Origin of the sequence: Caminicella sporogenes DSM 14501 (assembly GCF_900142285.1) — a bacterium.
GTDB classification, from domain to species: Bacteria; Bacillota; Clostridia; order Peptostreptococcales; family Caminicellaceae; genus Caminicella; species Caminicella sporogenes.
Genome location: NZ_FRAJ01000025.1, coordinates 1 through 24934 on the forward strand (window position 1 = coordinate 1; position 24934 = coordinate 24934).

At 32.4% G+C, this 24934-nt stretch carries 41 protein-coding genes, 4 tRNA genes and 1 pseudogene; 45 read left to right on the plus strand and 1 reads right to left on the minus strand.

What is annotated here, in order from left to right; translation table 11 throughout:
- From BUA90_RS11175 to amrA, 41 genes and pseudogenes are all read left to right on the plus strand, one after another.
- Positions 1–372 (plus strand): EF-Tu C-terminal domain-related protein (locus tag BUA90_RS11175; protein ID WP_465220313.1); only part of this gene is annotated, 372 nt, incomplete at its 5' end.
- 354 nt (positions 373–726) lie between these two features.
- Complete coding sequence (rpsJ, locus tag BUA90_RS11180) at positions 727–1041, plus strand: 30S ribosomal protein S10 (protein ID WP_072968630.1); 315 nt, start codon at positions 727–729, stop codon at positions 1039–1041.
- Positions 1042–1147: 106 nt separating this feature from the next.
- Positions 1148–1780, plus strand: coding sequence for a 50S ribosomal protein L3 (rplC, locus tag BUA90_RS11185; RefSeq protein WP_072968632.1), 633 nt, complete (start codon positions 1148–1150; stop codon positions 1778–1780).
- A 29-nt stretch (positions 1781–1809) separates the two neighbouring features.
- Positions 1810–2433, plus strand: a complete 624-nt coding sequence (gene rplD / locus BUA90_RS11190; protein ID WP_072968634.1) for a 50S ribosomal protein L4 — start codon at positions 1810–1812, stop codon at positions 2431–2433.
- Positions 2433–2723, plus strand: a complete 291-nt coding sequence (rplW, locus tag BUA90_RS11195) for a 50S ribosomal protein L23 (RefSeq protein WP_072968636.1) — start codon at positions 2433–2435, stop codon at positions 2721–2723. Before rplD ends, rplW begins: the two co-directional genes overlap by 1 nt.
- A 35-nt stretch (positions 2724–2758) precedes the next feature.
- The gene (gene rplB / locus BUA90_RS11200) at positions 2759–3589 is read left to right on the plus strand and encodes a 50S ribosomal protein L2 (protein ID WP_072968638.1); all 831 of its coding nucleotides are present in this window, start codon (positions 2759–2761) and stop codon (positions 3587–3589) included.
- Between the two features lie 72 nt (positions 3590–3661).
- Positions 3662–3943: a 30S ribosomal protein S19 gene (rpsS, locus tag BUA90_RS11205; RefSeq protein ID WP_072968640.1), complete on the plus strand. Its 282-nt coding sequence runs from the start codon at positions 3662–3664 to the stop codon at positions 3941–3943.
- Positions 3944–3976: 33 nt separating this feature from the next.
- Positions 3977–4312, plus strand: coding sequence for a 50S ribosomal protein L22 (rplV, locus tag BUA90_RS11210; protein ID WP_072968642.1), 336 nt, complete (start codon positions 3977–3979; stop codon positions 4310–4312).
- A 15-nt stretch (positions 4313–4327) separates the two neighbouring features.
- Positions 4328–5032, plus strand: a pseudogene (rpsC, locus tag BUA90_RS11215) (30S ribosomal protein S3); the annotation flags it as partial.
- 32 nt (positions 5033–5064) lie between these two features.
- A complete protein-coding gene (gene rplP / locus BUA90_RS11220) occupies positions 5065–5508 on the plus strand; it encodes a 50S ribosomal protein L16 (protein ID WP_072968645.1) in 444 nt (147 codons plus the stop codon).
- Positions 5498–5698, plus strand: a complete 201-nt coding sequence (gene rpmC, locus BUA90_RS11225) for a 50S ribosomal protein L29 (RefSeq protein WP_072968647.1) — start codon at positions 5498–5500, stop codon at positions 5696–5698. Before rplP ends, rpmC begins: the two co-directional genes overlap by 11 nt.
- Before the next feature lie 23 nt (positions 5699–5721).
- A complete protein-coding gene (gene rpsQ, locus BUA90_RS11230) occupies positions 5722–5976 on the plus strand; it encodes a 30S ribosomal protein S17 (protein WP_094756878.1) in 255 nt (84 codons plus the stop codon).
- Positions 5977–5997: 21 nt separating this feature from the next.
- Positions 5998–6366, plus strand: a complete 369-nt coding sequence (gene rplN, locus BUA90_RS11235) for a 50S ribosomal protein L14 (protein ID WP_072968651.1) — start codon at positions 5998–6000, stop codon at positions 6364–6366.
- 17 nt (positions 6367–6383) lie between these two features.
- On the plus strand, positions 6384–6695 hold the full coding sequence (rplX, locus tag BUA90_RS11240) for a 50S ribosomal protein L24 (RefSeq protein ID WP_072968653.1): 312 nt from the start codon (positions 6384–6386) through the stop codon (positions 6693–6695).
- A gap of 27 nt (positions 6696–6722) precedes the next feature.
- The gene (rplE, locus tag BUA90_RS11245; RefSeq protein ID WP_072968655.1) at positions 6723–7262 is read left to right on the plus strand and encodes a 50S ribosomal protein L5; all 540 of its coding nucleotides are present in this window, start codon (positions 6723–6725) and stop codon (positions 7260–7262) included.
- A 15-nt stretch (positions 7263–7277) separates the two neighbouring features.
- Positions 7278–7463, plus strand: a complete 186-nt coding sequence (locus BUA90_RS11250; RefSeq protein WP_072968657.1) for a type Z 30S ribosomal protein S14 — start codon at positions 7278–7280, stop codon at positions 7461–7463.
- 21 nt (positions 7464–7484) lie between these two features.
- On the plus strand, positions 7485–7883 hold the full coding sequence (rpsH, locus tag BUA90_RS11255; protein ID WP_072968659.1) for a 30S ribosomal protein S8: 399 nt from the start codon (positions 7485–7487) through the stop codon (positions 7881–7883).
- A 31-nt stretch (positions 7884–7914) separates the two neighbouring features.
- Entirely contained in the window at positions 7915–8454 is a 540-nt protein-coding gene (rplF, locus tag BUA90_RS11260; protein WP_072968661.1) for a 50S ribosomal protein L6, read from the plus strand.
- 19 nt (positions 8455–8473) lie between these two features.
- Entirely contained in the window at positions 8474–8842 is a 369-nt protein-coding gene (rplR, locus tag BUA90_RS11265) for a 50S ribosomal protein L18 (RefSeq protein ID WP_072968663.1), read from the plus strand.
- Between the two features lie 17 nt (positions 8843–8859).
- Complete coding sequence (gene rpsE, locus BUA90_RS11270; protein ID WP_072968665.1) at positions 8860–9366, plus strand: 30S ribosomal protein S5; 507 nt, start codon at positions 8860–8862, stop codon at positions 9364–9366.
- A 12-nt stretch (positions 9367–9378) separates the two neighbouring features.
- Positions 9379–9561, plus strand: a complete 183-nt coding sequence (rpmD, locus tag BUA90_RS11275) for a 50S ribosomal protein L30 (RefSeq protein ID WP_072968667.1) — start codon at positions 9379–9381, stop codon at positions 9559–9561.
- Positions 9562–9579: 18 nt separating this feature from the next.
- Entirely contained in the window at positions 9580–10020 is a 441-nt protein-coding gene (rplO, locus tag BUA90_RS11280; protein ID WP_072968669.1) for a 50S ribosomal protein L15, read from the plus strand.
- A gap of 1 nt (position 10021) precedes the next feature.
- Positions 10022–11296 carry a preprotein translocase subunit SecY gene (gene secY / locus BUA90_RS11285; RefSeq protein ID WP_072968671.1) on the plus strand — a complete coding sequence of 425 codons (1275 nt, stop codon included), beginning with the start codon at positions 10022–10024 and terminating at the stop codon, positions 11294–11296.
- A gap of 56 nt (positions 11297–11352) precedes the next feature.
- Positions 11353–12003, plus strand: a complete 651-nt coding sequence (locus BUA90_RS11290; RefSeq protein WP_072968673.1) for an adenylate kinase — start codon at positions 11353–11355, stop codon at positions 12001–12003.
- The gene (gene map, locus BUA90_RS11295) at positions 12003–12749 is read left to right on the plus strand and encodes a type I methionyl aminopeptidase (protein WP_072968676.1); all 747 of its coding nucleotides are present in this window, start codon (positions 12003–12005) and stop codon (positions 12747–12749) included. Before BUA90_RS11290 ends, map begins: the two co-directional genes overlap by 1 nt.
- 23 nt (positions 12750–12772) lie before the next feature.
- Positions 12773–13063, plus strand: coding sequence for a KOW domain-containing RNA-binding protein (locus tag BUA90_RS11300; protein ID WP_072968678.1), 291 nt, complete (start codon positions 12773–12775; stop codon positions 13061–13063).
- A gap of 15 nt (positions 13064–13078) precedes the next feature.
- Positions 13079–13297 carry a translation initiation factor IF-1 gene (infA, locus tag BUA90_RS11305; RefSeq protein ID WP_072968680.1) on the plus strand — a complete coding sequence of 73 codons (219 nt, stop codon included), beginning with the start codon at positions 13079–13081 and terminating at the stop codon, positions 13295–13297.
- 16 nt (positions 13298–13313) lie between these two features.
- Positions 13314–13427, plus strand: coding sequence for a 50S ribosomal protein L36 (rpmJ, locus tag BUA90_RS11310; protein ID WP_008516283.1), 114 nt, complete (start codon positions 13314–13316; stop codon positions 13425–13427).
- Positions 13428–13594: 167 nt separating this feature from the next.
- Positions 13595–13963 carry a 30S ribosomal protein S13 gene (gene rpsM, locus BUA90_RS11315; protein ID WP_072968682.1) on the plus strand — a complete coding sequence of 123 codons (369 nt, stop codon included), beginning with the start codon at positions 13595–13597 and terminating at the stop codon, positions 13961–13963.
- Between the two features lie 16 nt (positions 13964–13979).
- The gene (gene rpsK, locus BUA90_RS11320; RefSeq protein ID WP_072968684.1) at positions 13980–14378 is read left to right on the plus strand and encodes a 30S ribosomal protein S11; all 399 of its coding nucleotides are present in this window, start codon (positions 13980–13982) and stop codon (positions 14376–14378) included.
- A gap of 30 nt (positions 14379–14408) precedes the next feature.
- Positions 14409–15029, plus strand: coding sequence for a 30S ribosomal protein S4 (rpsD, locus tag BUA90_RS11325; RefSeq protein WP_072968686.1), 621 nt, complete (start codon positions 14409–14411; stop codon positions 15027–15029).
- A gap of 176 nt (positions 15030–15205) precedes the next feature.
- Entirely contained in the window at positions 15206–16156 is a 951-nt protein-coding gene (locus BUA90_RS11330; protein ID WP_072968688.1) for a DNA-directed RNA polymerase subunit alpha, read from the plus strand.
- A 28-nt stretch (positions 16157–16184) separates the two neighbouring features.
- Positions 16185–16526 carry a 50S ribosomal protein L17 gene (gene rplQ, locus BUA90_RS11335; protein WP_072968690.1) on the plus strand — a complete coding sequence of 114 codons (342 nt, stop codon included), beginning with the start codon at positions 16185–16187 and terminating at the stop codon, positions 16524–16526.
- A 290-nt stretch (positions 16527–16816) separates the two neighbouring features.
- Positions 16817–17653 carry an energy-coupling factor transporter ATPase gene (locus tag BUA90_RS11340; protein WP_072968692.1) on the plus strand — a complete coding sequence of 279 codons (837 nt, stop codon included), beginning with the start codon at positions 16817–16819 and terminating at the stop codon, positions 17651–17653.
- On the plus strand, positions 17638–18501 hold the full coding sequence (locus BUA90_RS11345; protein ID WP_072968694.1) for an energy-coupling factor transporter ATPase: 864 nt from the start codon (positions 17638–17640) through the stop codon (positions 18499–18501). The genes BUA90_RS11340 and BUA90_RS11345 overlap by 16 nt, the downstream gene beginning before the upstream one ends.
- Positions 18494–19294, plus strand: a complete 801-nt coding sequence (locus BUA90_RS11350; protein ID WP_072968696.1) for an energy-coupling factor transporter transmembrane component T family protein — start codon at positions 18494–18496, stop codon at positions 19292–19294. Before BUA90_RS11345 ends, BUA90_RS11350 begins: the two co-directional genes overlap by 8 nt.
- 38 nt (positions 19295–19332) lie before the next feature.
- Positions 19333–20067 carry a tRNA pseudouridine(38-40) synthase TruA gene (truA, locus tag BUA90_RS11355; protein WP_072968698.1) on the plus strand — a complete coding sequence of 245 codons (735 nt, stop codon included), beginning with the start codon at positions 19333–19335 and terminating at the stop codon, positions 20065–20067.
- Between the two features lie 167 nt (positions 20068–20234).
- Positions 20235–20663, plus strand: coding sequence for a 50S ribosomal protein L13 (rplM, locus tag BUA90_RS11360; RefSeq protein ID WP_072968700.1), 429 nt, complete (start codon positions 20235–20237; stop codon positions 20661–20663).
- A 32-nt stretch (positions 20664–20695) separates the two neighbouring features.
- Positions 20696–21088, plus strand: a complete 393-nt coding sequence (rpsI, locus tag BUA90_RS11365) for a 30S ribosomal protein S9 (protein WP_072968702.1) — start codon at positions 20696–20698, stop codon at positions 21086–21088.
- Between the two features lie 152 nt (positions 21089–21240).
- On the plus strand, positions 21241–21960 hold the full coding sequence (cwlD, locus tag BUA90_RS11370) for an N-acetylmuramoyl-L-alanine amidase CwlD (protein WP_072968704.1): 720 nt from the start codon (positions 21241–21243) through the stop codon (positions 21958–21960).
- A 37-nt stretch (positions 21961–21997) separates the two neighbouring features.
- A complete protein-coding gene (gene amrA / locus BUA90_RS11375) occupies positions 21998–23407 on the plus strand; it encodes an AmmeMemoRadiSam system protein A (RefSeq protein ID WP_072968706.1) in 1410 nt (469 codons plus the stop codon).
- Positions 23408–23656: 249 nt separating this feature from the next.
- Here the strand turns inward: amrA and BUA90_RS11380 are convergent, their stop codons facing one another.
- Positions 23657–24046: a hypothetical protein gene (locus BUA90_RS11380; RefSeq protein ID WP_072968708.1), complete on the minus strand. Its 390-nt coding sequence runs from the start codon at positions 24044–24046 to the stop codon at positions 23657–23659.
- 452 nt (positions 24047–24498) lie between these two features.
- Here BUA90_RS11380 and BUA90_RS11385 point away from each other — a divergent pair.
- The 4 genes from BUA90_RS11385 to BUA90_RS11400 all read left to right on the plus strand — a co-directional run bounded on the left by BUA90_RS11385 (position 24499) and on the right by BUA90_RS11400 (position 24917).
- Positions 24499–24573 (plus strand) — tRNA-Asn (locus BUA90_RS11385).
- A gap of 4 nt (positions 24574–24577) precedes the next feature.
- Positions 24578–24652, plus strand: a tRNA-Glu gene (locus BUA90_RS11390).
- 3 nt (positions 24653–24655) lie between these two features.
- Positions 24656–24731, plus strand: a tRNA-Val gene (locus BUA90_RS11395).
- Between the two features lie 109 nt (positions 24732–24840).
- Positions 24841–24917: transfer RNA gene (locus BUA90_RS11400), tRNA-Asp, on the plus strand.
- The last annotated feature ends 17 nt before the right edge of the window (positions 24918–24934 follow it).

The following is a 24934-nucleotide window of genomic DNA, read 5'->3' on the forward strand; positions in this document are numbered from 1 at the left end:
GGAGATAACATAGGAGCATTATTAAGAGGTGTACAAAGAGACGAAGTAGAAAGAGGAATGGTACTTGCAAAGCCAGGAACAATCAAGCCACATACTAAATTCAAAGCACAAGTATACGTACTTAAGAAAGAAGAAGGTGGAAGACATACACCATTCTTTAATGGATACAGACCACAATTTTATTTTAGAACAACAGACGTTACAGGAACAATCACATTACCAGAAGGAACAGAAATGTGTATGCCTGGCGACAACGTAGAAATGGAAATAGAACTTATCACACCAATTGCAATCGAAGAAGGATTAAGATTTGCAATTCGTGAAGGTGGTAGAACAGTAGGAGCAGGTGCTGTTGCTAAAATTATTGAGTAATAGCTATTAGACTATAATGCAAACCTAGAAGTTTTTTCTTCTAGGTTTGCATATTTTAAATAAAATAGGGAATTTAATAAATTAAATTTAAAAATTCTGAATAATTAACAATACCTTGATAAATTATATAAGTTAGTATATAATATTAAGGTGTGTGTTTGGACTGCGATGATACAGAAGGTTGCCAAGAGTTGGGGAATTTCTGTTGAGAATGTCCGTTCATGAATCGGGCGACATGGAACTAATTCTCTCGGTTCTTTTTTGAGGAAATCATGCAAACACCCGGGAGAGTGTACGTTGGTTCCGGTCGTACGTAAATATTATTAATGCGTGCGATGAAAAGGAGGGAAAAAGATGGCAAATAAAAGTCAAAAAATAAGAATAAGATTAAAATCTTATGATCACAAAGTACTTGATCAATCAGCTGCGAAAATAGTTGAAACTGCAAAGAGAACTGGTGCTGAAGTTTCTGGTCCAGTACCGCTTCCAACAGAAAAACAAATAATAACTATTTTAAGAGCAGTTCATAAGTACAAAGATTCTAGAGAACAGTTTGAAATGAGAACTCATAAGAGATTGATTGACATTTTAAGACCTACTCCTAAGACAATAGATTCATTGATGAAATTGGATTTACCAGCTGGAGTAAATATTGAAATTAAATTATAATGAAAATTGCTAAGATATTAGGTTTATATAAATTTGTAAGCCTACCTATCTTAGTATGATTGCATTACTATGTAATCCGCTGTAAGATTAATGGGAGGTGTAAAATATGAAAGGGATTCTTGGTAAAAAAATAGGAATGACACAAGTTTTTACAGAAGAAGGCAATGTAGTTCCTGTTACAGTTGTTCAGGCTGGACCTGTTTATGTAACGCAAATAAAAACAGAAGAAAATGATGGATATAAAGCTATTCAAGTTGCTTTCGAAGATAAAAAAAGCAAAAGAGTTAATAAGCCGGTAAAAGGGCATTTTGAGAAAGCTGGAGTAACTCCAAAGAAATATATTAGAGAATTTAGAGTAGAGGATACAAGTGCTTACAGTTTAGGACAAGAAATTAAGGTAGATATATTTGAAGTTGGAGAAAAAGTTGATGTTGTGGGCACTTCAAAAGGTAAAGGTACACAAGGTCCTATTAAGAGACATAATCAAGGTAGAGGACCAATGAGCCACGGTTCAAAATATCATAGAGGTGTTGGTTCTTTAGGAGCATCATCATTCCCATCAAGAGTATTTAAAGGTCAGACAATGGCTGGTAGAATGGGAAATGAAAGAGTAACTATTCAAAATTTAGAAATAGTTAGAGTTGATACTGAAAGAAATCTTATATTAATTAAGGGAGCTATTCCAGGACCTAAGGGTGGAATGGTTATAATAAAAGAGGCTGTTAAGAATAGCAAGTAATATTCTTGGTAAAGAGAGGAGGATGTAAAGTGCCTAAGATAGATGTATTAAATGTTTCTGGACAGCGTGTAGGAGAAATAGAGTTAAATGACGGTATATTTGGAATAGAAGTAAATGAACATGTTTTATATGAAGCGGTAAAAAATTATCTTGCTAATCAAAGGCAAGGTACTCAATCAGCAAAGACTAGAGCTGAAGTAAGAGGCGGTGGAAGAAAGCCTTGGAGACAAAAAGGAACAGGTAGAGCTCGTCAAGGTAGTATAAGAGCGCCTCAGTGGATTGGTGGTGGAGTAGTATTTGCACCAAAACCAAGAGATTATAGTTACAAATTGCCAAAGAAAGTTAAAAGATTAGCTATGAAATCAGCTCTAAGTTCTAAAGTTAAAAATAATGAAATAATAGTTTTAGATGAATTGACAATGAATGTGCCTAAAACTAAAGATATGGTAAATATATTAAAAAATATAAATGCTTCTAAGAAAGTTTTAGTTGTTTTAGCTGCAAAAGATGAAAATGTAATTAAGTCAGCTAGAAATATAAAGGGTGTTAAAACAACGCTAGTAAACACATTAAATGTATATGATATATTAAATCATGATACATTTGTGGTTACTAAGGAAGCGGTACAAAAGATAGAGGAGGTGTACGTATAATGAAAACACCTTACGATATCATAATAAGGCCGGTTATTACAGAGAATAGTATGGCGCAAATGGCTGAAAAGAAGTATACTTTTGAAGTAGATAAAAGAGCTAATAAAACAGAAATAAAGCAAGCTGTAGAAAAGATATTTGGTGTAAATGTTGAAAAAGTTAATACTATAAAAGTTGTAGGTAAAGAAAAGAGAATGGGTAGATACGTTGGAAAGACAAGAAGTTGGAAAAAAGCTATAGTAAAACTAACTAAAGACAGCAAAGAAATTGAATTCTTTGAAGGTATGTAGGTAGATATTGTCAAGGTAGAAGGAGGGAAAGCGAAATGGGTATCAAAAAGTTCAAACCAACGTCTCCAGGTGTTAGACAGATGACTGTTTCTACTTTCGAGGAAATAACAAAAAAAGAGCCTGAAAAGTCACTAACAATTACTTTGAAGAAACATTCAGGTAGAAATAATCAAGGTAGAATTACAGTTCGCCATAGAGGAGGCGGAGTAAAGACTAAATATAGAATTATTGATTTTAAAAGAGATAAAGATGGAATACCTGCGAAGGTTACTGCTATAGAATACGATCCAAATAGATCAGCGAATATTGCATTGCTAACTTATGCAGATGGTGAAAAAAGATATATAATAGCTCCACATAATTTATCAGTTGGAGATACAGTGATTTCCGGACAGGGTGCAGATATTAAGCCGGGTAATGCATTAAAATTAAAAGATATACCTGTTGGTACAATGATTCACAACATTGAGCTTAAGCCTGGAAAAGGCGGACAGTTAGTAAGAGCGGCTGGAACAGCAGCACAATTAATGGCTAAAGAAGGTAAATATGCACATGTTAGAATGCCATCTTCAGAGGTAAGACTTATAAGTATAGAATGTAAAGCAACTATCGGACAAGTAGGTAATTTAGATCATGAAAATATCACTATAGGTAAAGCAGGTAGAAAGAGACATATGGGTATAAGACCTACAGTAAGAGGTTCTGTTATGAACCCTAATGACCATCCACACGGTGGTGGAGAAGGTAGAGCGCCAATTGGTAGACCGACACCAGTTACACCTTGGGGTAAACCAACACTTGGATATAAAACTAGAAAGAAAAATAAGCCTTCAGATAAATTTATTGTTAGACGTAGAAAGAAATAATATGTTTAGTTATAGATGCGTTATTGAGTTTAAATGCGTTGCCTAACAAAGCGAAAGGAGGATTAGTCGGATATGGGTAGATCTCTAAAGAAAGGACCTTTTGTAGATCCTAAGCTTTTAAGAAGAATAGAAGAGATGAACGAATCTGGGGAAAAGAAAGTAATAAAGACTTGGTCAAGAGCTTCAACTATATTTCCACAAATGATTGGTCATACTATAGCTGTACATGATGGAAGAAAGCATGTGCCTGTATATATAACTGAAGATATGGTTGGTCATAAGTTAGGAGAATTTGCGCCTACTAGAACATTTAGAGGGCATGCAGGAGATAAAACTAGTAAAGTTAAAAAATAATAACTTTTTTTAGCAAAGGAAGGAGGTAATAGCGTGGAAGCTAGAGCTATTGCAAAATATATAAGAATCTCTCCTAGAAAATTAAAACCTATTGCAGATATGATAAGAGGAAAGAATGCAAATGAAGCTATAGCAATACTTAAGTTTACTCCAAGAAGAGGTGCGAAAGTATTTATTAAAGTTATTGAATCAGCTATGGCTAATGCTGAAAATAATCACAACATGGATAGAGATAGTTTATATATAGCTGAAGTATATGCAAATCAAGGACCTACTATGAAGAGATGGAAAGCTGGTTCTATGGGAAGAGCTAACCCAATATTGAGAAGAACTAGTCATGTAGGAGTTGTTTTAAGAGAAAAGGAATAGAAGGAGGGAAAATGTATGGGTCAAAAGGTAAGTCCGCATGGATTAAGGGTCGGAATAATAAAAGACTGGGATTCAAAGTGGTTTGCAGATAAGAAAAATTTTGCAGATTTATTAATAGAAGACTACAAAATTAGAAAACACATTAAGAACAAGTTGTATACAGCTGGAATTTCAAAAATATTAATTGAAAGAGCAGCAAATACTAGAGTTAATATTAAAATATTTACATCTAAGCCTGGTATGGTTGTAGGTAAAGGTGGAGAAAATATTGAACAGCTTAAAAAAGAATTAGTTAAATTAACAGGAAAGACTGTTCATATAGATATTAATGAAGTTAAGAAGCCTGAAATAGATTCACAATTGGTTGCTGAAAGTGTAGCTTATGCAATAGAGAGAAGGATTTCATTCAGAAGAGCTATGAAACAGGCTATGGGTAGAGCTATGAAAGCTGGTGCTCGTGGTATAAAAATTGCTGTATCAGGAAGATTAAATGGAGCAGAAATGGCTAGAACTGAAAGTTATAGTGAAGGTAATGTGCCATTATCAACTTTAAGAGCAGATATAGATTATGGATTTGCTGAAGCTGACACAACATATGGAAAAATTGGTGTCAAAGTTTGGATATACAAAGGTGAAGTACTTCCTGGTGTAAGTGAAGAAACAAAAAAGCAAAGAAGAGAAAATAGAAGAAGAAATAAGACTAGAAAAAAAGAAGATAGATAGGATTTGGTCAAGGAAGGAGGATATGTAGCATGTTAATGCCTAAAAGAGTTAAGCGTCGTAGGGTTCATAGAGGCAGAATGAAGGGTAAAGCCACTAGAGGTAATACTATAACATACGGAGAATATGGTTTGATGGCTTTAGAACCAGCTTGGATAACTTCAAACCAAATCGAAGCAGCGAGGGTTGCTATAAACAGACGTATTAAAAGAGGTGGAAAGGTTTGGATTAAAATCTTCCCACATAAGCCTGTAACACAAAAGCCAGCTGAAACTCGTATGGGTGCTGGTAAGGGTTCACCAGAATATTGGGTAGCAGTTGTTAAACCAGGTAGAATTATGTTTGAATTAGCTGGCGTAAATGAGGAATTAGCTAGGGAAGCTATGAGGCTAGCTGCTATGAAATTACCTATTAAATGTAAATTCGTGACACGCCAGGATGCGTTAGAAAAGGATGGTGAAGCGAATGAAAGCTAGTAAGTTACGTGAAATGACTTCACAAGAGTTATCAAATAAACTTAATGACTTAAAAGCTGAATTGTTCAACTTGAGATTTCAGCTAGCTACGGGACAATTAGAAAATCCTATGAGAATAAAGCATGTTAAAAAGGATATTGCTCGTGTTAAAACAATATTAAGAGAAAGAGAGCTAAAGGGAGTTAAATAAGAACTGCGGAGGGAGGTAACATCGTGGAAAGAGGAAGAAGAAAAGTAAGAGTTGGACGCGTTGTGAGCGATAAGATGGATAAGACAGTTGTAGTAGCTGTTGAAGATTTCGTTCGTCATCCTCTATATGGAAAAGCCGTTAAGAGAACTAAGAAATTTAAGGCTCATGATGAAAATAATGAATGTAGAATAGGTGACAAGGTTAGAATAATGGAAACTAGACCTTTAAGCAAAGAAAAAAGATGGAGAGTTACAGATATTATAGAACGTGTTAAGTAGGATACGAGGGGAGGTATTCAAATGATACAACAAGAAACTCGTCTAACTGTTGCTGACAACTCTGGTGCAAAGGAGCTTTTATGTATTAGAGTTTTGGGCGGATCAGGTAGAAGATATGCTAATATTGGAGATGTAATAGTTTGTTCAGTTAAAAAGGCAACGCCAGGCGGAGTTGTTAAAAAAGGGCAAGTAGTTAAAGCGGTTGTAGTAAGAAGTAAACAAGGATTAAGAAGAAAAGATGGAAGTTATATTAAATTTGATGAAAATGCAGCTGTTATAGTAAAAGATGACAAGTCTCCTGTAGGGACTCGTATATTTGGACCGGTTGCTAGAGAGTTAAGAGATAAACAATTTATGAAAATAGTATCATTAGCTCCTGAAGTACTATAGTCTAGGAGGTGGAATGAATGCACGTAAAAAAAGGTGACACTGTAGTGGTAATTGCAGGTAAAGATAAAGGTAAAATTGGAAAAGTATTACAGGTTTTTCCTAAGAAAGAAAGAGTACTTGTTGAAGGTGTAAATATGGTTAAAAAACATCAAAAACCTACACCTAAAGTTCAACAAGCTGGAATTATAGAAATGGAAGCTCCAATTCACGTTTCAAATGTTATGCTTTATGATTCAAAGGCTAAAAAGGGTGTAAGAGTTAGATATAAAACATTAGAAAACGGAAAAAAAGTAAGAGTATCAGCTAAAACAGGAGAAGTATTAGATTAATCCGTTCTTCGAAGGGAGGTAAAATAAGTGGCTAGATTGAGAGAAAAGTATAAAAGCGAAGTTGTTAAAGCTTTAATGGAAAAATTCCAATATAAAAACATTATGGAAGTTCCTAAAGTTGAAAAAATTGTTATAAACATGGGACTAGGTGATGCTAAAGACAATCGTAAACTTTTAGATGCAGCTGTTAAAGATCTTGCGACAATTACAGGTCAGAAACCTGTTATAACAAGAGCTAAAAAGTCTGTTGCTAACTTCAAAGTTCGTACAGGTATGCCGGTAGGTGCAAAGGTAACTCTTAGAGGAGAAAGAATGTATGAATTTTTAGATAGATTAATTACAATTGCACTGCCAAGGGTTAGAGACTTTAGAGGAATAAATCCTAATTCATTCGATGGAAGAGGAAATTATGCATTAGGAGTTAAAGAGCAGCTAATATTCCCTGAAATCAACTATGATGAAGTAGAAAAGGTTAGAGGTATGGATATTATTATAGTAACAACTGCAAAGACTGATGAAGAAGCTCGTGAGTTACTAAAATTGATGGGAATGCCATTTAGAAAATAATAAGGAGGGAAAGTAGTGGCACGTAAAGCTCTTAAAGTAAAGCAACAAAGAAAACAAAAGTATTCTACTAGAGAGTACAATAGATGTAGAATATGTGGTAGACCACATGCTTATTTAAGAAAATTTGGAATTTGCCGTATTTGTTTTAGAGAATTAGCTTATAAAGGACAAATACCTGGAGTAAGAAAGGCAAGTTGGTAAACTGGGAAGGAGGTAATAATTATGACTATGACAGATCCAATTGCAGATATGCTTACACGCATTAGAAATGCTAATATGGTAAAACATGAAACAGTAGATATACCAGCTTCTAATATGAAAAAGCGTATTGCTAGCATTCTATTAGAAGAAGGATTTATAAAAGGGTTTGATGTTATAGATGACGGAAAGCAAGGAATAATAAGAATTCAATTAAAGTACGGTCCTAATAAAGAAAAAGTTATTACAGGTTTGAAGAGAATTTCTAAACCTGGTTTAAGGGTATATGCTAAGAAAGATGAAGTTCCAAAAGTTCTTGGAGGACTAGGAATAGCAATTCTTTCTACTTCTAGTGGCGTTATAACTGATAAAGAAGCACGCAAATTAGGAGTAGGTGGAGAAGTAATTTGCTACGTATGGTAATTAAGAGATTAATGGCATAGGAGGTGTAAAAATGTCAAGGGTAGGTAGAAAGCCAATCACTATACCAGAAGGCGTTCAAGTAACTGTAGATGAAAAAAATGTAGTTACAGTTAAAGGACCTAAAGGTGAGTTAAAGCAAGATATTAATCCAGATATAACTGTTAATATAAATGATAATGTAATAACTGTTGAGAGACCTTCAGACAATAAAATGCATAGAGCTTTACATGGACTTTCAAGAGCTTTAATAGCAAATATGGTTGAAGGTGTTACTAAAGGATTTGAAAAGAAATTAGAAATAGTTGGTGTTGGATATCGTGCGTCTAAACAAGGTAAGAAGCTTAATTTAACTTTAGGTTTCTCCCATCCAGTAGAAATGGAAGACCCAGAAGGAATAACAACTGAAGTACCTTCACAAACTGAAATAATAGTTAAAGGAATAGATAAGCAATTAGTTGGAAATTATGCGGCTAAGATTAGAGATTTAAGACCACCTGAGCCATATAAAGGCAAAGGTATTAGATATGCTGGTGAGCATATAAGACGTAAAGAAGGTAAAGCTGGTAAGTAATAGAAAGGAGTGAAGAGTAATGATTACTAAGCCAAGTAGTAACTCTAAGAGAAAGAGAAGACATCGTAGAGTTCGTAGAAAAGTGTTTGGAACTCCTGAACGTCCAAGACTAAATGTTTTTAGAAGTAATAATAATATTTATGCACAAGTTATAGATGATGTAAATGGCGTTACTCTTGTTTCTGCTTCAAGCTTAGACAAAGATATAAAAGAAAAAGTTTCTCATACTGGAAACAAGGAGGCTGCTAAATTAGTAGGCAATCTTGTTGGAAAAAGAGCTATTGAAAAAGGTATTAAATCAGTAGTTTTCGATAGAGGCGGATATATTTATCATGGTAGAGTAAAAGAATTAGCTGAAGGAGCTAGAGAAGCAGGTCTAGAATTTTAACAGAGGGAGGGAAATAAATGCGCCGTAAGAGAATAGATGCTAGCAAACTTGATCTTAAAGAAAAAGTTGTTGCTATAAATCGTGTTGTAAAAGTTGTTAAGGGTGGTAGAAACTTTAGATTTAGTGCTTTAGTTGTAGTTGGAGATGAAAACGGACACGTAGGTATAGGTACAGGTAAGGCATTGGAAGTTCCAAATGCCATTAGAAAAGCTATTCAAGATGCTAAGAAAAATTTAATTTATGTACCAAGAGTTGGAACTACAATACCTCATGAAGTTTTAGGTCATTTCGGTGCAGGAAAAGTATTAATAATGCCAGCAAATGAAGGTACAGGAGTTATTGCTGGTGGTCCTGTTCGTGCGGTATTAGAATTAGCTGGAATTAAAGATGTTAGAGCTAAATCTATTGGAAGTAACAATTCAAGAAATATGGTTAACGCTACTATAGATGGATTAAAACAGCTTAGAACAGTTGAAGAAGTTGCTAAATTAAGAGGCAAAACTGTTGAAGAAATCTTAGGTTAGGGGGGGAATACCTTGGCTAACAAATTGAAAATTACTTTGGTTAGAAGTACAATCGGTACTAAGCCGCAACATAGAAAAACTATAGAAGCATTAGGCTTAAGGAAGATAAGACAAACTGTAGAAAAACCTGATAATCCTCAAATAAGAGGTATGATTCACAAAGTAAGTCATCTAGTAGAGGTTGAAGAAATATAGTTTGAAGGAGGTGCAAGTATGAAACTTCATGAATTAAGACCAGCAAAAGGAGCTGTTAAAAATAGAAAAAGATTAGGTAGAGGTACAGCTACTGGACAAGGTAAGACAGCTGGCCGTGGTCAAAAAGGACAAAAGGCACGTTCAGGTGGAGGTGTTAGACCTGGATTTGAAGGTGGCCAAATGCCTCTTTATAGAAGACTTCCAAAGAGAGGTTTTAAAAATCCATTCAAGAAAGAGTGGACTATTGTAAACCTAATGGATTTAAATAGATTTGAAGATGGTACAGAAGTTACTCCAGAGCTTTTAAAAGAAGCTGGTGTGATTAAGAAAATTAAATATGGCCTTAAAGTACTTGGTGATGGAGAGCTTCAAAAGAAGCTTACTATCAAAGCACATAAATTCAGCAAGTCTGCCATAGAAAAGATTGAGGCTGCTGGAGGAAAGGCAGAGGTGATTTAAGGTGGTATCTACCCTTAAAAATGCTTGGAAAATACCTGATTTAAGAAAGAGAATACTTTATACTTTAATGATGCTTGCTATATTTAGATTAGGAGCCAATATACCAGTTCCAGGAATGAACAGAGAAATAATTAAAAGTATGTTTACAGGACAAGGCGGTTTATTTGAATTTTTTAACTTCATTTCCGGTGGAGCATTTAAAAGGTTTACAATATTTGCACTTAGTATTTCGCCTTATATTACTGCATCAATTATAATGCAGCTTTTAACAATTGCTATTCCTAGTCTTGAGGCTCTTGCTAAAGAGGGAGAGGCTGGAAGAAGAAAAATGGCTCAATATACAAGATATGGTACGGTAATATTGGCTATAATCCAAGCTATCGGTATAAGTATTGGTTTATTTAGAAAAGCTTTAATTTCTACAAGCTTTTGGTCTATTTCAGTAGTAGTAATTACACTTGCTGCTGGAACAGCATTTTTAATGTGGCTTGGAGAACAAATAACAGAAAAAGGAATTGGAAATGGTATCTCATTAATTATATTTGCAGGTATTATTTCAAGAATTCCAGTTGCAATTTATCAAACTGCTTTAAAAGTACAAGTAGGTCAAGTTTCAATAGTTTCATTAATTATATTTGCAGTGTTGGCAGTTTTAATTATAGCTAGTGTAGTAGCTATTCAACAGGGTACTAGAAAAATACCTGTTCAATATGCCAAAAGAGTTGTAGGAAGAAAAATGTATGGTGGACATAGTACACATATACCTTTAAAAGTAAATCAAGCTGGAGTAATTCCAGTAATTTTTGCAATATCACTGTTGCAATTTCCTCTTACACTTACTTATTTCTTTCAAGGTGGAGGATTTGCAGCTTTTGTAAGTAAATATTTATCTCCAACTGGTAATCCTGGAGTTTGGATATATAACATATTATATGCAGTACTTATCATCTTCTTTACTTACTTCTATACTGCAGTTACTTTTAATCCAGTAGAAGTAGCAAATAGTATGAAACAAAATGGAGGATTTATACCGGGTATAAGACCGGGTAAACCTACATCAGAATACCTTGAGAGAACATTAACAAGACTGACATTAGCAGGTGGAATATTCTTAGCTATTATAGCTGTGATGCCATCAATAATATTAAACTTTACTAATATACAATTTAGATTTGGTGGAACATCATTATTGATAGCTGTGGGTGTTGCACTTGAAACAATGAAGCAAATAGAAGCTCAAATGGTAATGAGACATTATCAAGGTTTCTTAAGATAGGTGTATGGGGATAAATCCCCATGCCCTTAATAACTAGAGCCGGGAGATGATAAAAAATGAGATTGATATTATTAGGTCCACCTGGAGCTGGGAAAGGAACTCAGGCTTCAAGTATAGTAGAAAAATATAATATACCACATATATCAACAGGTGACATATTTAGAAAAAATATTAAAGAAGGAACTGAACTTGGAAAAAAAGCAAAAGAATACATGGATAAAGGTTTATTAGTTCCTGATGAATTAGTTGTGGCTATTGTTGAAGATAGATTAAAAGAAGATGACTGTAAAAACGGATTTTTACTTGATGGTTTTCCAAGAACTGTAAATCAAGCAAAATCGCTTGATAAGGTACTTGAAAAAATGAATGTATCTCTAAACAAAGTATTAAATATTAAAGTAGACAAGGAGATACTTGTCAATAGAGCAGTTGGAAGAAGAATATGTAAAGAATGTGGCAGAGCATATCACATAGAATTTAATCCACCAAAAGAAAGTGGAAAATGTGATGTGTGCGGTGGGCAGCTTTATCAAAGAAGTGATGATAAAGAAGAAACAGTGGCTAAAAGAATTGAAGTATATTTAAAAGAAACTGCTCCATTGATAGATTATTATAATAACAAGGGGATATTAGTTGATATTAATGGAGAGCAGGATATTAAAAAAGTTTTTGAAGATATAGTATTAGCCCTAGGGAGCGAAAAGTAATGATAATTATTAAGTCTGATAAAGAAATTGAATTGATGAGAGAAGCAGGTAGAATTGTAGCTAAAACACATGAAAAATTAAAAGAATATATAAAACCAGGTATTACGACAAAAGAACTTGATGAGATAGCTGAAAGTGAAATTAGAAAGCTTGGTGGAATACCTGCTTTTAAAGGATACGGTGGCTTCCCTGCGAGTATATGTACGTCAATTAATGAAGAAGTAGTACATGGGATTCCCGGGTTAAAAAAGCTAAAAGATGGTGATATTATTAGTATAGATATAGGTGCCATCTATAATGGTTACTATGGAGACTCGGCAAAAACTCATCCGGTAGGAAATATAAGTGAAGAAGCACAAAGGCTTATAGATGTTACAAGAGAAAGTTTTTATGAAGGATTAAAGTATTGTAAAGAGGGTTACAGATTATCTGATATTTCTCATGCAATACAGACACATGTTGAAAAAAATGGTTTTTCAGTTGTTAGAGATTATGTGGGACATGGAATAGGAACTAATATGCATGAAGACCCTCAAATACTTAATTTTGGACCGCCGGGTAAAGGACCTAGACTTAGAAAAGGTATGGTTTTTGCTATTGAACCTATGGTAAATATGGGCACCTATAAAGTAAAGACGCTTTTAGATAATTGGACTGTTGTAACTTTAGATGGAAAATTATCTGCGCACTATGAACATACAATAGCTATTACAGAGGATGAACCCATAATACTAACAAAGTTATAATTAAATGTAAAGAGGTGTATACTTTGCAAAGTACAAGGGAAGTTACTATAGGTCAAATAGTAAAATCAAAAGCTGGAAGAGATAAAGATAGAATTTTTATAGTAGTAGATATTATAGATGACCTTTACGTACTAATAGCAGATGGAGATCTTAGAAAGATTGAAAAACCTAAGAAAAAGAAAATAAAACATTTGTCCAAATACAATCTAGTAAGTAAGGAAGTTCAAGAGAGATATAATGAGAAAAAGAGAATTACTAACTTAATCCTTAGACGTGAAATTGAAAAATTTGGATTAAGTTATCCTCAGGAATAGGAGGTATGATTCCTAATGGCAAAAAGTGATGCTATAGAGGTTAAAGGTACAGTAGTTGAGGCTCTACCTAATGCCATGTTTAAAGTAAAACTTGAAAATGGACACGAAGTTTTAGCACATATATCTGGAAAACTTAGAATGAATTTTATCAGAATACTACCTGGTGATAAAGTAACTCTAGAATTATCTCCATACGATTTAACTAGAGGTAGAATTATTTGGCGTGGTAAGTGATGAAGGAGGGGTAATGATGAAAGTAAGACCATCAGTAAAACCTATATGTGAAAAATGTAAGATAATAAAAAGAAAAGGTAAAGTAATGGTTATTTGTGAAAATCCAAAACATAAGCAAAAGCAAGGTTAGGAAAAATTATGTGGTAATTTAGAAAAAATTTTAGTATAATGTTTTTTTGGAAATAACTTGAGCGGCTGCATAAAATAAAGAGTTATTTCTAAGTGCAAATATCATCCTGAGCGGAATTGATTTAATAGATGTAGTAGCTAAATATTCATTTAGGAGGTGTAGAGTAAATGGCCAGAATAGCTGGTGTAGACTTACCAAGAGATAAAAGAGTAGAAATTGGTCTTACTTATATCTATGGTATTGGTAGACCAACTTCGCAAGAAATTTTGAAAAAAGCAGGGATAGACTTTGACACAAGAGTAAAGGATTTAACTGAAGAAGAAGTAAGTAAACTTAGAAATATTATAGACAATGAATATACTGTTGAAGGTGATTTAAGAAGAGAAATTGCTCTAAATATTAAGAGATTAAAAGAAATAGGTTGTTATAGAGGTATTCGTCATAGAAAAGGTCTTCCAGTAAGAGGACAGAGAACTAAGACTAATGCAAGAACAGCAAAAGGTCCGAGAAAAACTGTAGGACGTAAGAAGAAATAGATAAGGAGGTTAAGTAATGGTTGCTAAGAAGGGACGTACTACACGTAGGAAAAGACGTGAGCGTAAAAATATAGAGCGTGGTCAAGCACATATTCAATCAACTTTTAATAATACTATAGTTACTATTACTGATATGGCTGGCAACGCAATAGCTTGGTCAAGTGCAGGTAACTGCGGTTTTAAAGGTTCTAGAAAATCAACTCCTTTTGCTGCACAAATGGCAGCAGAACAAGCTGCGAAAGCTGCTATGGAACATGGGTTAAAAACTGTTGAAGTATATGTAAAAGGACCAGGTGCAGGTAGAGAAGCTGCTATAAGATCTCTTCAAGCTGCTGGATTAGAAATAAGTCTAATTAAAGATGTTACTCCAATACCACACAACGGTTGTAGACCACCAAAGCGTAGAAGAGTATAATAGTAGAAAGGTAGGAGGTGTAAAGAGAAAATGGCAAGATATACAGGACCATCTTGTAGACAATGTCGTAGAGAAGGAATTAAACTATATCTTAAAGGAGAAAGATGTTATACAGATAAATGTGCTATAACTAGAAGAGGAAGTGCTCCAGGACAACATGGTGCTAGAAGAGCAAAACTTTCTAACTATGGAGTTCAGTTGAGAGAAAAGCAAAAAGTTAAGAGATATTATGGAGTTTTAGAAACTCAATTTAGAAAATATTATGAATTAGCTGAAAAGCAAGCAGGAATTACTGGTGAAAATTTATTATCTATTCTTGAAAGAAGATTAGATAATGTAGTTTATAGACTTGGATTTGCTTCATCAAGAAAAGAAGCTAGACAATTAGTAAGACATGGACATTTTACTTTGAACGGACATAAAGCTAATATTCCTTCTATGTTAGTTAATGTTGGAGATGTAATACAAGTGAAGGAAAAGAGTGTTTCTTCACCAAAGTTTAAAGAATTAAAAGAAAAGGCAGTTAATACTCCTAAGTGGTTGGAAGTTGATATGGAGAATTTAAAAGGAAAAGTTGTTGCTGTGCCAACAAGAGAAGATATAGATCTTCCAATAGAAGAACACTTAATAGTAGAGTTATACTCTAGATAATATATTTAATTAGATTAATATATTAGAATCAGTTACCCTCGTAAAATATGAAGTTAACGGTTAACAGTTGACAGTTGCAGACCTTTTAATATATGTAGTCTGTGTCGATAATTGTGATGTAGCCTTTAAACTGTTAACTGTAAACTGATCAGATGATTAAGAGGGGTGGTAAAATCGTGATAGAAATAGAAAAGCCAAAAATAGAATGTGTAGAAATGGCAGATGACTACACGTATGGTAAATTTGTTGTAGAGCCTTTAGAAAGAGGATATGGGATAACATTAGGAAATAGTTTAAGAAGAATTCTTCTATCATCACTGCCAGGAGTTGCAGTTAAGTGGATTAAAATAGATGGAGTTCTTCATGAGTTTTCAACGATACCAGGAGTTAAAGAAGATGTAGTTGAAATAATTCTTAATCTAAAGGGGTTATCTGCTAAAATTCACTCAGATGAAGATACAAAAATAGTTAGAATAGAAGCTCAGGGACCAGGTAAAGTTACAGCAGGTGATATGATAGCAGATGCTGATGTGGAAATATTGAGCACAGACCTTCATATTGCAACTTTAGAAGAAGGTGCTAAGCTCAGCATGGAAATGGGAATTTCTAAAGGTAGGGGTTACGTTTCTGCAGAAAATAATAAAGATGAAACAATGCCAATAGGAGTTATACCAGTGGATTCTATATATACTCCAGTTAGAAAAGTGAATTATACTGTTGAAAATACAAGAGTTGGACAGGTAACTGATTATGATAAACTTACTTTAGAAATTTGGACTGATGGAAGTATTAAGCCGGATGAAGCAGTTTCCCTAGGTGCTAAAATTATGAACGAACATTTAAATCTGTTTATAACTTTAACTGATCATATAGAAGAAGTTGAAATTATGGTAGAAAAAGAAGAAGACAAGAAAGAAAAAGTTCTTGAAATGACTATAGAAGAACTTGACCTTTCTGTTCGTTCATACAATTGTCTAAAGCGTGCGGGCATTAATACTGTAGAAGAATTAACGCAAAGAACTGAAGAAGATATGATGAAAGTTAGAAATCTAGGTAAGAAGTCGTTAGAAGAAGTTAAAAATAAATTAGCTGAGTTAAATCTTAGCTTAAAACCTAGTGATGAGTAGTTGTCGATAGTGTAAAGGAGGGAAAGACATGGCTTCACATCGTAAATTAGGTCGTCCTACTGCACATAGAAATCTTATGCTAAGAAATCTTGTAACTAGTTTATTAAAAAATGGACGAATAGAAACTACTGAGACTAGAGCTAAAGAAACTCGTAAGATGGCTGAAAAAATGATAACTCTTGCAAAAAGAGGAGACCTTCATGCAAGACGTCAAGTACTTGCTTATGTTCTAGATGAAACAGTAGTAAAGACATTATTTGATGAAATAGCTCCAAAGTATAAAGATAGAAATGGTGGATATACTAGAATTTATAAATTAGGGCCACGTAGAGGAGACGCAGCTCCAATGGCTATAATAGAATTAGTTTAATACGTGATATTAAAGGGATTAAGTTTAAGGCTTAATCCCTTTAAATTTTTGTGCAGAATTTTACGTATTTTATAAAAAAGTATTTAAGTAAAGTAAAATAAAATCAGATAAGTTAGTAGTTCAGAATTAAAAATTATAAATACCTAAAAGTTTGCTATTAAAATATGAAAAATATAATTTATAGTTTGTAGCTTGAAACTGAAAAATTGTACTTTAAACTTGACATTGTATTAAGAGTATCAAAAGGTTATAATATACTAGTGAGAATATTGAATTAGTGGGGTATCTTTATGACAAATATGGTAGAAACAAAAAAATTAGTATTTGAATATATAAAAGATGAAAATAAGAAGGTATGTGCAGTTAATAATCTTTCAATAGAAATAAAAAAAGGTGAATTTGTTGTTATAATTGGACATAATGGTTCTGGCAAGTCAACACTTGCAAAACTTATGAATGCGATTTTGCTTCCAAGTGGGGGAAAAGTTTATATAAATAACATGGATACTTTAGATGAAGATAAGCTTTGGGATATTAGGCGAACTGCTGGAATGGTATTTCAAAATCCTGATAATCAAATAGTGGCAACTACAGTTGAAGAAGATGTAGCATTTGGTCCAGAAAATCTAGGCATAGAACCTTTAGAAATAAGGAAGAGAGTAGATAATGCAATGAAATCTGTAGGTATAGAAAGTTACAAAAGAAAACCTCCTCATCTTTTGTCTGGCGGTCAAAAACAGAGAGTTGCAATAGCTGGAGTGCTTGCTATGAAACCTGAATGTATAATTTTTGATGAACCGACTGCTATGCTTGACCCATTAGGAAGAAAAGAAGTAATGGATACAATAATGAAATTAAATAAAGAAGGGATAACAATTATTCATATAACACATTTTATGGATGAAGCTGTAAATGCAGATAGAGTAATAGTTATGGATAAAGGGCAGATTGTATTAGAAGGAACTCCAAGAGAGATATTTTCACAAGTTGAAAAATTAAAAAAATTAGGGCTTGATGTTCCACAAGTAACACTGTTAGCCCATAGTCTTAAAAAAGAGGGAATAAATATTTCTCAAGATATATTAACAGTAGATGAGATGGTGAGTAAATTATGTCAATTATTGTAGAAAATCTTACACATATTTATAATCCTAAAAGTCCATTTGAAACTATTGCACTGTCAAATGTAAATTTTACAATTGAAAGAGGAGAATTTGTAGGTTTAATAGGACATACAGGTTCAGGTAAATCAACATTAATTCAGCACTTAAATGGTCTTTTGAAGCCTACATCGGGAAAAATACTTATTAATGGTCTTGATATAACGAGTAAAGATGTAAAATTAAATGAAATAAGAAAAAAAGTCGGCTTAGTATTTCAATATCCAGAATATCAGTTGTTTGAAGAAACAGTTTTTAAAGACATTGCATTTGGACCGATTAATTTAGGTTTATCGGAAAAAGAAATAAATAACAGAGTTAGAGAAGCAATTACTTTAGTTGGATTAGATTATGAGAATATAAAAGATAGGTCTCCTTTTGAATTAAGTGGAGGACAGAGAAGAAGAGTAGCAATTGCAGGAGTTATTGCAATGAAACCAGAGGTATTAATATTGGATGAACCTACAGCTGGACTTGACCCTAGAGGAAGAGAAGAGATTTTAAAACAGATAAAAGAACTTCATGATAAATATGATATAACTGTTATATTAGTTTCACACAGTATGGAAGACATAGCAAGATTGGCAGATAAAATAATTGTGATGGATAAAGGGAAAATAGCATTAATAGGAAGTCCAAGAGAAATATTTAGACAAGCAGCTGAATTAGAAAAAATAGGATTAGGTATACCACAGATAACATATTTAGTGAGGAAACTAAGAGAAATAGGAATTGATATTAGAGATGATATTTTTACTATCGAAGAAGCAAAGTATGAAATAATAAAACTGATAAGGGGTAAGAAAAATGCTTAGAGATATAACAATAGGACAATATTACCCTGCAAGTTCAATACTTCATAGGTTAGACCCAAGATTTAAAATTTTAGCTACATTTTCATATATAATTTCGTTATTCATAATAGATGATATAAGAGCTTATACTTTAATAGTGGCTTTTTTGGCTTTATCTATTAAATTGTCGAAAGTTCCATTAAAGTATATATTGAGAGGATTAAAACCAATATTTATGATTATATTAATTACATTTGGAATTAATATTTTTATGACAAAAGGAGAAGTATTATGTGTTTTAGGACCGCTTCAAATTACAAAAGAAGGAGTATATATGGCAATTTTTATGGCTTTAAGACTTATATTTCTTATAATAGGTACTTCACTACTTACATTGACAACTTCTCCAATACAGCTTACTGATGGCATTGAAATATTGCTAAATCCTTTTAAAAGATTTGGTGTTCCTGCTCATGAATTGGCAATGATGATGACAATAGCTTTAAGATTTATTCCTACACTACTTGAAGAGACAGATAAAATTATGAAAGCACAAATGGCAAGAGGTGCAGATTTTGAAAGTGGAAATATAACTAAAAGGGCAAAAAGTCTTATACCGCTTTTAGTACCGCTTTTTATAAGTGCATTTAGAAGAGCTGATGAGTTGGCAATGGCTATGGAGGCTAGATGTTATAGAGGTGGAGAAAATAGGACTAGAATGAAGCAACTAAAGTTTCACGAAAGAGATTTGATTGCTTCAATATTGATGGTATTATTTGTAGGGCTAAGTATTTTTATTAGAATTAAATTTTAAATTTTTATGGAAATGCAACCATTTTAGAGGGTGTTTTTATGAAAAATGTAAAACTTACTATTAGTTATGATGGAACAAATTTTAGCGGTTGGCAAATTCAACCAAACACAAGGACTGTTCAAGGAGAAATAGAAAAAGCACTTCAAAAGATTATGAAAAAAGAGATAAGAATAAATGGTTCTGGTAGAACTGATGCTGGAGTACATGCACTTGGACAGGTAGCAAATTTTAAGGCTGATTTTACTATACCTGTTAATAAAATAGCTGTTGCTTTAAATAGTATATTACCAGAAGATATAGTCATAAAAGGTGCTGAAGAAGTAGATGAAGATTTTCATGCTAGATATTCAGTTAAGAAGAAAAAATATATCTATAAAATATATAACGATAAAATAAAAAATCCTATATATAGGAATTATTCCTATTTTTTTAATAGAGCCATAGATATAAATAAGCTTATTGAGAGCAGTAAATATTTTATAGGAAAGCATGATTTTAAAGGGTTTATGTCAAGTGGAAGTTATGTTAAAGATACTGTAAGAGTTATTTACAGTATCGATATAAAAAAAGAAGATAAGTTTATAAATTTAGAGTATACTGGAAATGGATTTTTATATAATATGGTAAGGATAATAACAGGAACTTTATTAGATGTAAATATTGGAAAAATTAATATAAACAGATTAGATGAAATTATCAAGTCTAAAGATAGGAAAAATGCAGGACATACAGTTCCACCGCAAGGATTATACTTAGCTGAAGTTTATTATTAGAAAAATACAATTATTCCTTGACACACACGGAAGCATGTATTAAAATATAAGATGGTTTAAAAATGTCTGTAAAAATCCACTAGCCCCGGATTTTTAAGATATAAAAATGTATTTTAGATAATATAGTGACATAATCGGATAATGAATGTAAGATTGGAGGGACACGGATGAAATCATATGTAGCAAAACCACATGAAGTTGAAAGAAAATGGTATGTTATTGATGCTGAAGGTAAAACATTAGGTAGACTTGCTACTCAAGTTGCTACTATTTTAAGAGGAAAGCATAAGCCTATTTATACACCACATGTAGATACGGGTGACTTTGTAATTATAGTTAATGCTGAGAAAGTTAAATTAACTGGTAAAAAATTAGATCAGAAAATGTTTAGATGGCATACTGGGTATCCAGGAGGACTTAAAGAAAGAACTTACAGAGATATGTTGAATAACAGACCTGAAAAAGTTATTTTCCATGCTGTAAAAGGTATGCTTCCAAAGAATAGATTAGGAAGAAAGATGATTAAAAAGTTAAAGGTATATAGAGGACCAGAACATAATCATCAAGCACAAAAACCAGAAGTACTTGATATATAGTGGTATGAGAAATGTCGAAGGAGGGAAGTTAAATGGCTAAAGTTCAATACTACGGAACTGGTAGAAGAAAAAAATCAGTAGCTAGAGTAAGATTGTTACCAGGAAGCGGTAAAATAACTATCAATGGTAGAGATATAGATGACTATTTTGATTATGAAACTTTAAAAAGAGATGTAAAAATGCCTCTTGTATTAACTGAAACAGAAGGAAAATATGATGTTATAGCTAAAGTACAAGGTGGAGGATTTACTGGTCAAGCTGGAGCATTAAGACATGGTATTTCAAGAGCTTTATTAAAAGTAGATGAGCAATTAAGACCTATACTAAAGAAAGCAGGATTCTTGACTAGAGACCCAAGAATGAAGGAAAGAAAGAAATACGGCTTAAAAGCTGCAAGAAGAGCTCCACAGTTCTCAAAAAGATAATTATATTTTGCAAAAGAGCACTGTACATTATGTACGGTGCTTTTCTGTTTATTTTTGTGATTTATTTAAAAGACAAATGTATTTATAAAAATTGTATTAAGGACTAGTTTCCCTTCATATCTATCTATATATAGAATAATGGAGGGAAAGTAATGAGAGTATTAATTATTAAAAAGAGAACAATAATATCTTTTTTAACTATTGTTTTATTATTATTTTTTGGGATTTATTGTTATAGATATTTAAAAAAAGTAGTTGTAGCTACTTCACTACCAACATTGAGAAAAGTAATTATTATAGATCCGGGACATGGTGGAATAGATGGAGGAGCAGTTGGAAAGAATACAGGAGTATATGAAAGTCATATAAATTTAGAAATATCTTTAAAACTTAGAAAGTTATTAGAAGAAAGTGGAAGTTTAGTATTAATGACGAGAGATAAAGATGTTGGATTATATAGTGATAGTGGAACAATAAGAAAGAAAAAAAATGAAGATTTAAAAAAGAGAAAAAAGCTTTTTGATGAAAGTAATGCTGATGCGATAATTAGTATTCATTTAAATAGTTTTAGTGAATCTAAATATTATGGAGCACAAACATTTTATCCAAAGAACAGCGAAAAAAGTAAACTTTTAGCTGAATTAATTCAAGATGAATTAATAAGGGTATTAGATAATGGAAATACTAGAAAAGCAAAACTAAAAAATGATGTATATATACTTCAAAATGTTAAAGTTCCAACAGTTCTTGTAGAGTGTGGATTTTTATCAAATCCAGATGAGGAAAAATTATTGCAAAATAAGTGGTATCAGGAAAAAATAGCTTGGAGTATTTATATAGGTATATTAAGATATTTTAATAAGATTGAATGAAAAAATTTTAGATATAAAATACAGGAGGTATAGAGTTATGGGTAAAATAGTTGGAGCATATCTTATGCCTCATCCTCCAATAATATTAAGGGAAATTGGAAAGGGAGAAGAAAAGAAAATTCAAAGTACAATTACAGCCATGAAGCAGGTAGCAAAGGATATAAAAGATAAAAAACCAAAGACAATCATAATAATTACACCACATGGTCCAGTGTTTAGCGATGGGATAGCTATATCAATAAAAAGTGAACTTAAAGGAGATATGGGAGAATTTGGTGCTTCACATGTAAAATTAAGTAAAGATAATAATCAAGAACTTGCAAGTAAAATCATTGTCTATGCTGGAAAGAAAAAAATAGTTTGTGCTGGCATAAATGATGAAATAGCAAGGGAATATAAAGTATCTACAAAGCTTGATCATGGAACTATTGTTCCACTATATTTTGTTGATAAAGAATATGTGCATTATAAACTCGTTCATATTACATACGGATTACTTTCATATGAAGATTTATATAGCTTTGGTAAGGCAATTCAAGAAGCAGTAGAAGATAGTGATGAAAATGTTGTAGTAATTGCTAGTGGTGATTTATCCCATAGACTAAAAGCAGATGGACCATATGGATATAGTCCTGAGGGTGAGAAGTTTGATAAATGTATTATTGAATTTTTAGTTAAAGAAAAAATAGAAGAAATAATAGGATTAGATGAAAATTTTTGTGATAAAGCAGGACAGTGCGGACTTCGTTCAATAGATATAATGCTTGGAGCGATAGATGGATATGAAATTAAGGTAGACTTATTATCATATGAAGGACCTTTTGGAGTGGGATATGGAGTAGTAAAGATTGATGTCGGAAAAAAAGATAGAGATAAACAATTGTTGGACAAACTTTATAAAAATAAAACTTTAAAAATAAGAAAAATAAGAGAAAGAGAAGATGAATATATTAAACTTGCAAGAAAAAGTTTAGAATATTATGTAAAAAATAAAAAGAAAATAGATTTTCCAACTAACTTATCATCAGAACTTATAAACAATAAGGCCGGAGTGTTTGTTTCAATAAAAAAAGATGGTAGATTAAGAGGATGTATAGGTACAATTGAGCCTACTACTGAAAATATTGCACAAGAAATAATTGAAAATGCAATAAAGGCAGGAACTGAAGATCCAAGATTTTATCCAGTAGAAGAAGATGAATTAGATGATTTAGTATATTCTGTGGATATATTAAAAAAACCTGAATTAGTTAGTTCTTTAGATGAGCTTGATGAAAAAAAATATGGTGTGATTGTAAGTAGTGGAAGAAGAAAGGGATTATTACTTCCAAATATAGAAGGTGTTAATTCAGTAGAAGAACAAATCAGGATTGCTTTAAGAAAAGCAGGTATAAGTCCAAATGAAGGTTATAGTATTCAGAGGTTTGAAGTTATAAGACATAAATAATTTTTATCACTACTTATCCACAGAGTTATCCACTTTATCAACTGTTTTTTGATATGGATATGTGGATAAGTTCTTGTAAATTACTTTTTCTCAAATAAAAAAGCTCACATCTTATAAACATTAATAGCACACAAATAAATAAAAATTGTGGATAAAAAAAAGAAATATCACTTCATTTAACTAGATATTATCCAGCATACAAAATGGATTTATCAGCTAAATTAGTAGATATTATAGAAAATTTAAGGTTTATTTTGTTCGTTTTTTATAATGCATTTGTGCCCTTTCCTTGTTGGCAAAATATCCTTTAATACTATTAAGTTCTTTAAGTAGAGCTTTTTCACACTTTGGGCAGTATTCGTGATATTTAGATAAAATTAAAGCACCACATCTTTTACAAGTAACATTTACAGATTCATTTTCTATTTCAATTAATCTTCCCTCATTTACAAATCCCTTTATTATTTTTAAGTCTATACCTGTATATTCTGAAACTTCAAATGCAGTAGCATTTGGAAACTCTTCCAAATAATCCCTGATTTTATCGAATAATTTTTCATAAACTTCATAACAAATATCACAATAATCTCTAATTGAATTATCAGGAATTAGTTTCCCGCATTTTAAACATTGTTTCATAATATACCACTTCCTTTAAATTTAATTATATCATTAAAGTTTTATTCTTTTATATAGGTTATAATACCTAATTTTAATTTTTATATGAAAATTTTATATAATCTTATTAATATAGTTTAATATCTAACATAAGGTAGTATTATCAAGGCATATAATAAAAACAAATGGAGGTGGATTAAATTTGAAAAATTCTATTTTATGGATAATTGTATGTATAATATGTTTGTGTATATTAATGTGTATAGGGAAATTCTTTTTTAATGAGTTAGGATTGATTTCCAAATGTATAGTGAAATCAAAGTTTGTTAAACAGGTATTTTTGTTGTTTATATAGTTGAAGTTTTTTAGAGATTGATTTATAAAAAAGAATTGTAACAAAAATGTAATATTTTACATATAGACATATTAAAAAAAATGTGCTATCATAATTACTGTCGCTGAAAAGCAAATATTCCAGAGTAGCTCAATGGTGGAGCACCCGGCTGTTAACCGGTAGGTTGTGGGTTCGAGTCCCACCTCTGGAGCCAATGAGGCCCCTTGGTCAAGTGGTTAAGACACCGCCCTTTCACGGCGGTAACAGGGGTTCGAATCCCCTAGGGGTCACCAAACGGGCGCATAGCTCAGCTGGGAGAGCACCTGCCTTACAAGCAGGGGGTCATAGGTTCAAGTCCTATTGCGCCCACCAGATTCGATTAATAATTGAGAATTGATAATTGATAATTGAAAGTTGAGAATTATTGAGAAGAATTTAATATAATTTTTAATTCTTAATTCGTAATTTTTAATTTATATTTGGCCCGGTAGTTCAGTTGGTTAGAACGCTAGCCTGTCACGCTAGAGGCCGAGGGTTCGAGTCCCTTCCGGGTCGCCAATCTAATAATTAATAGT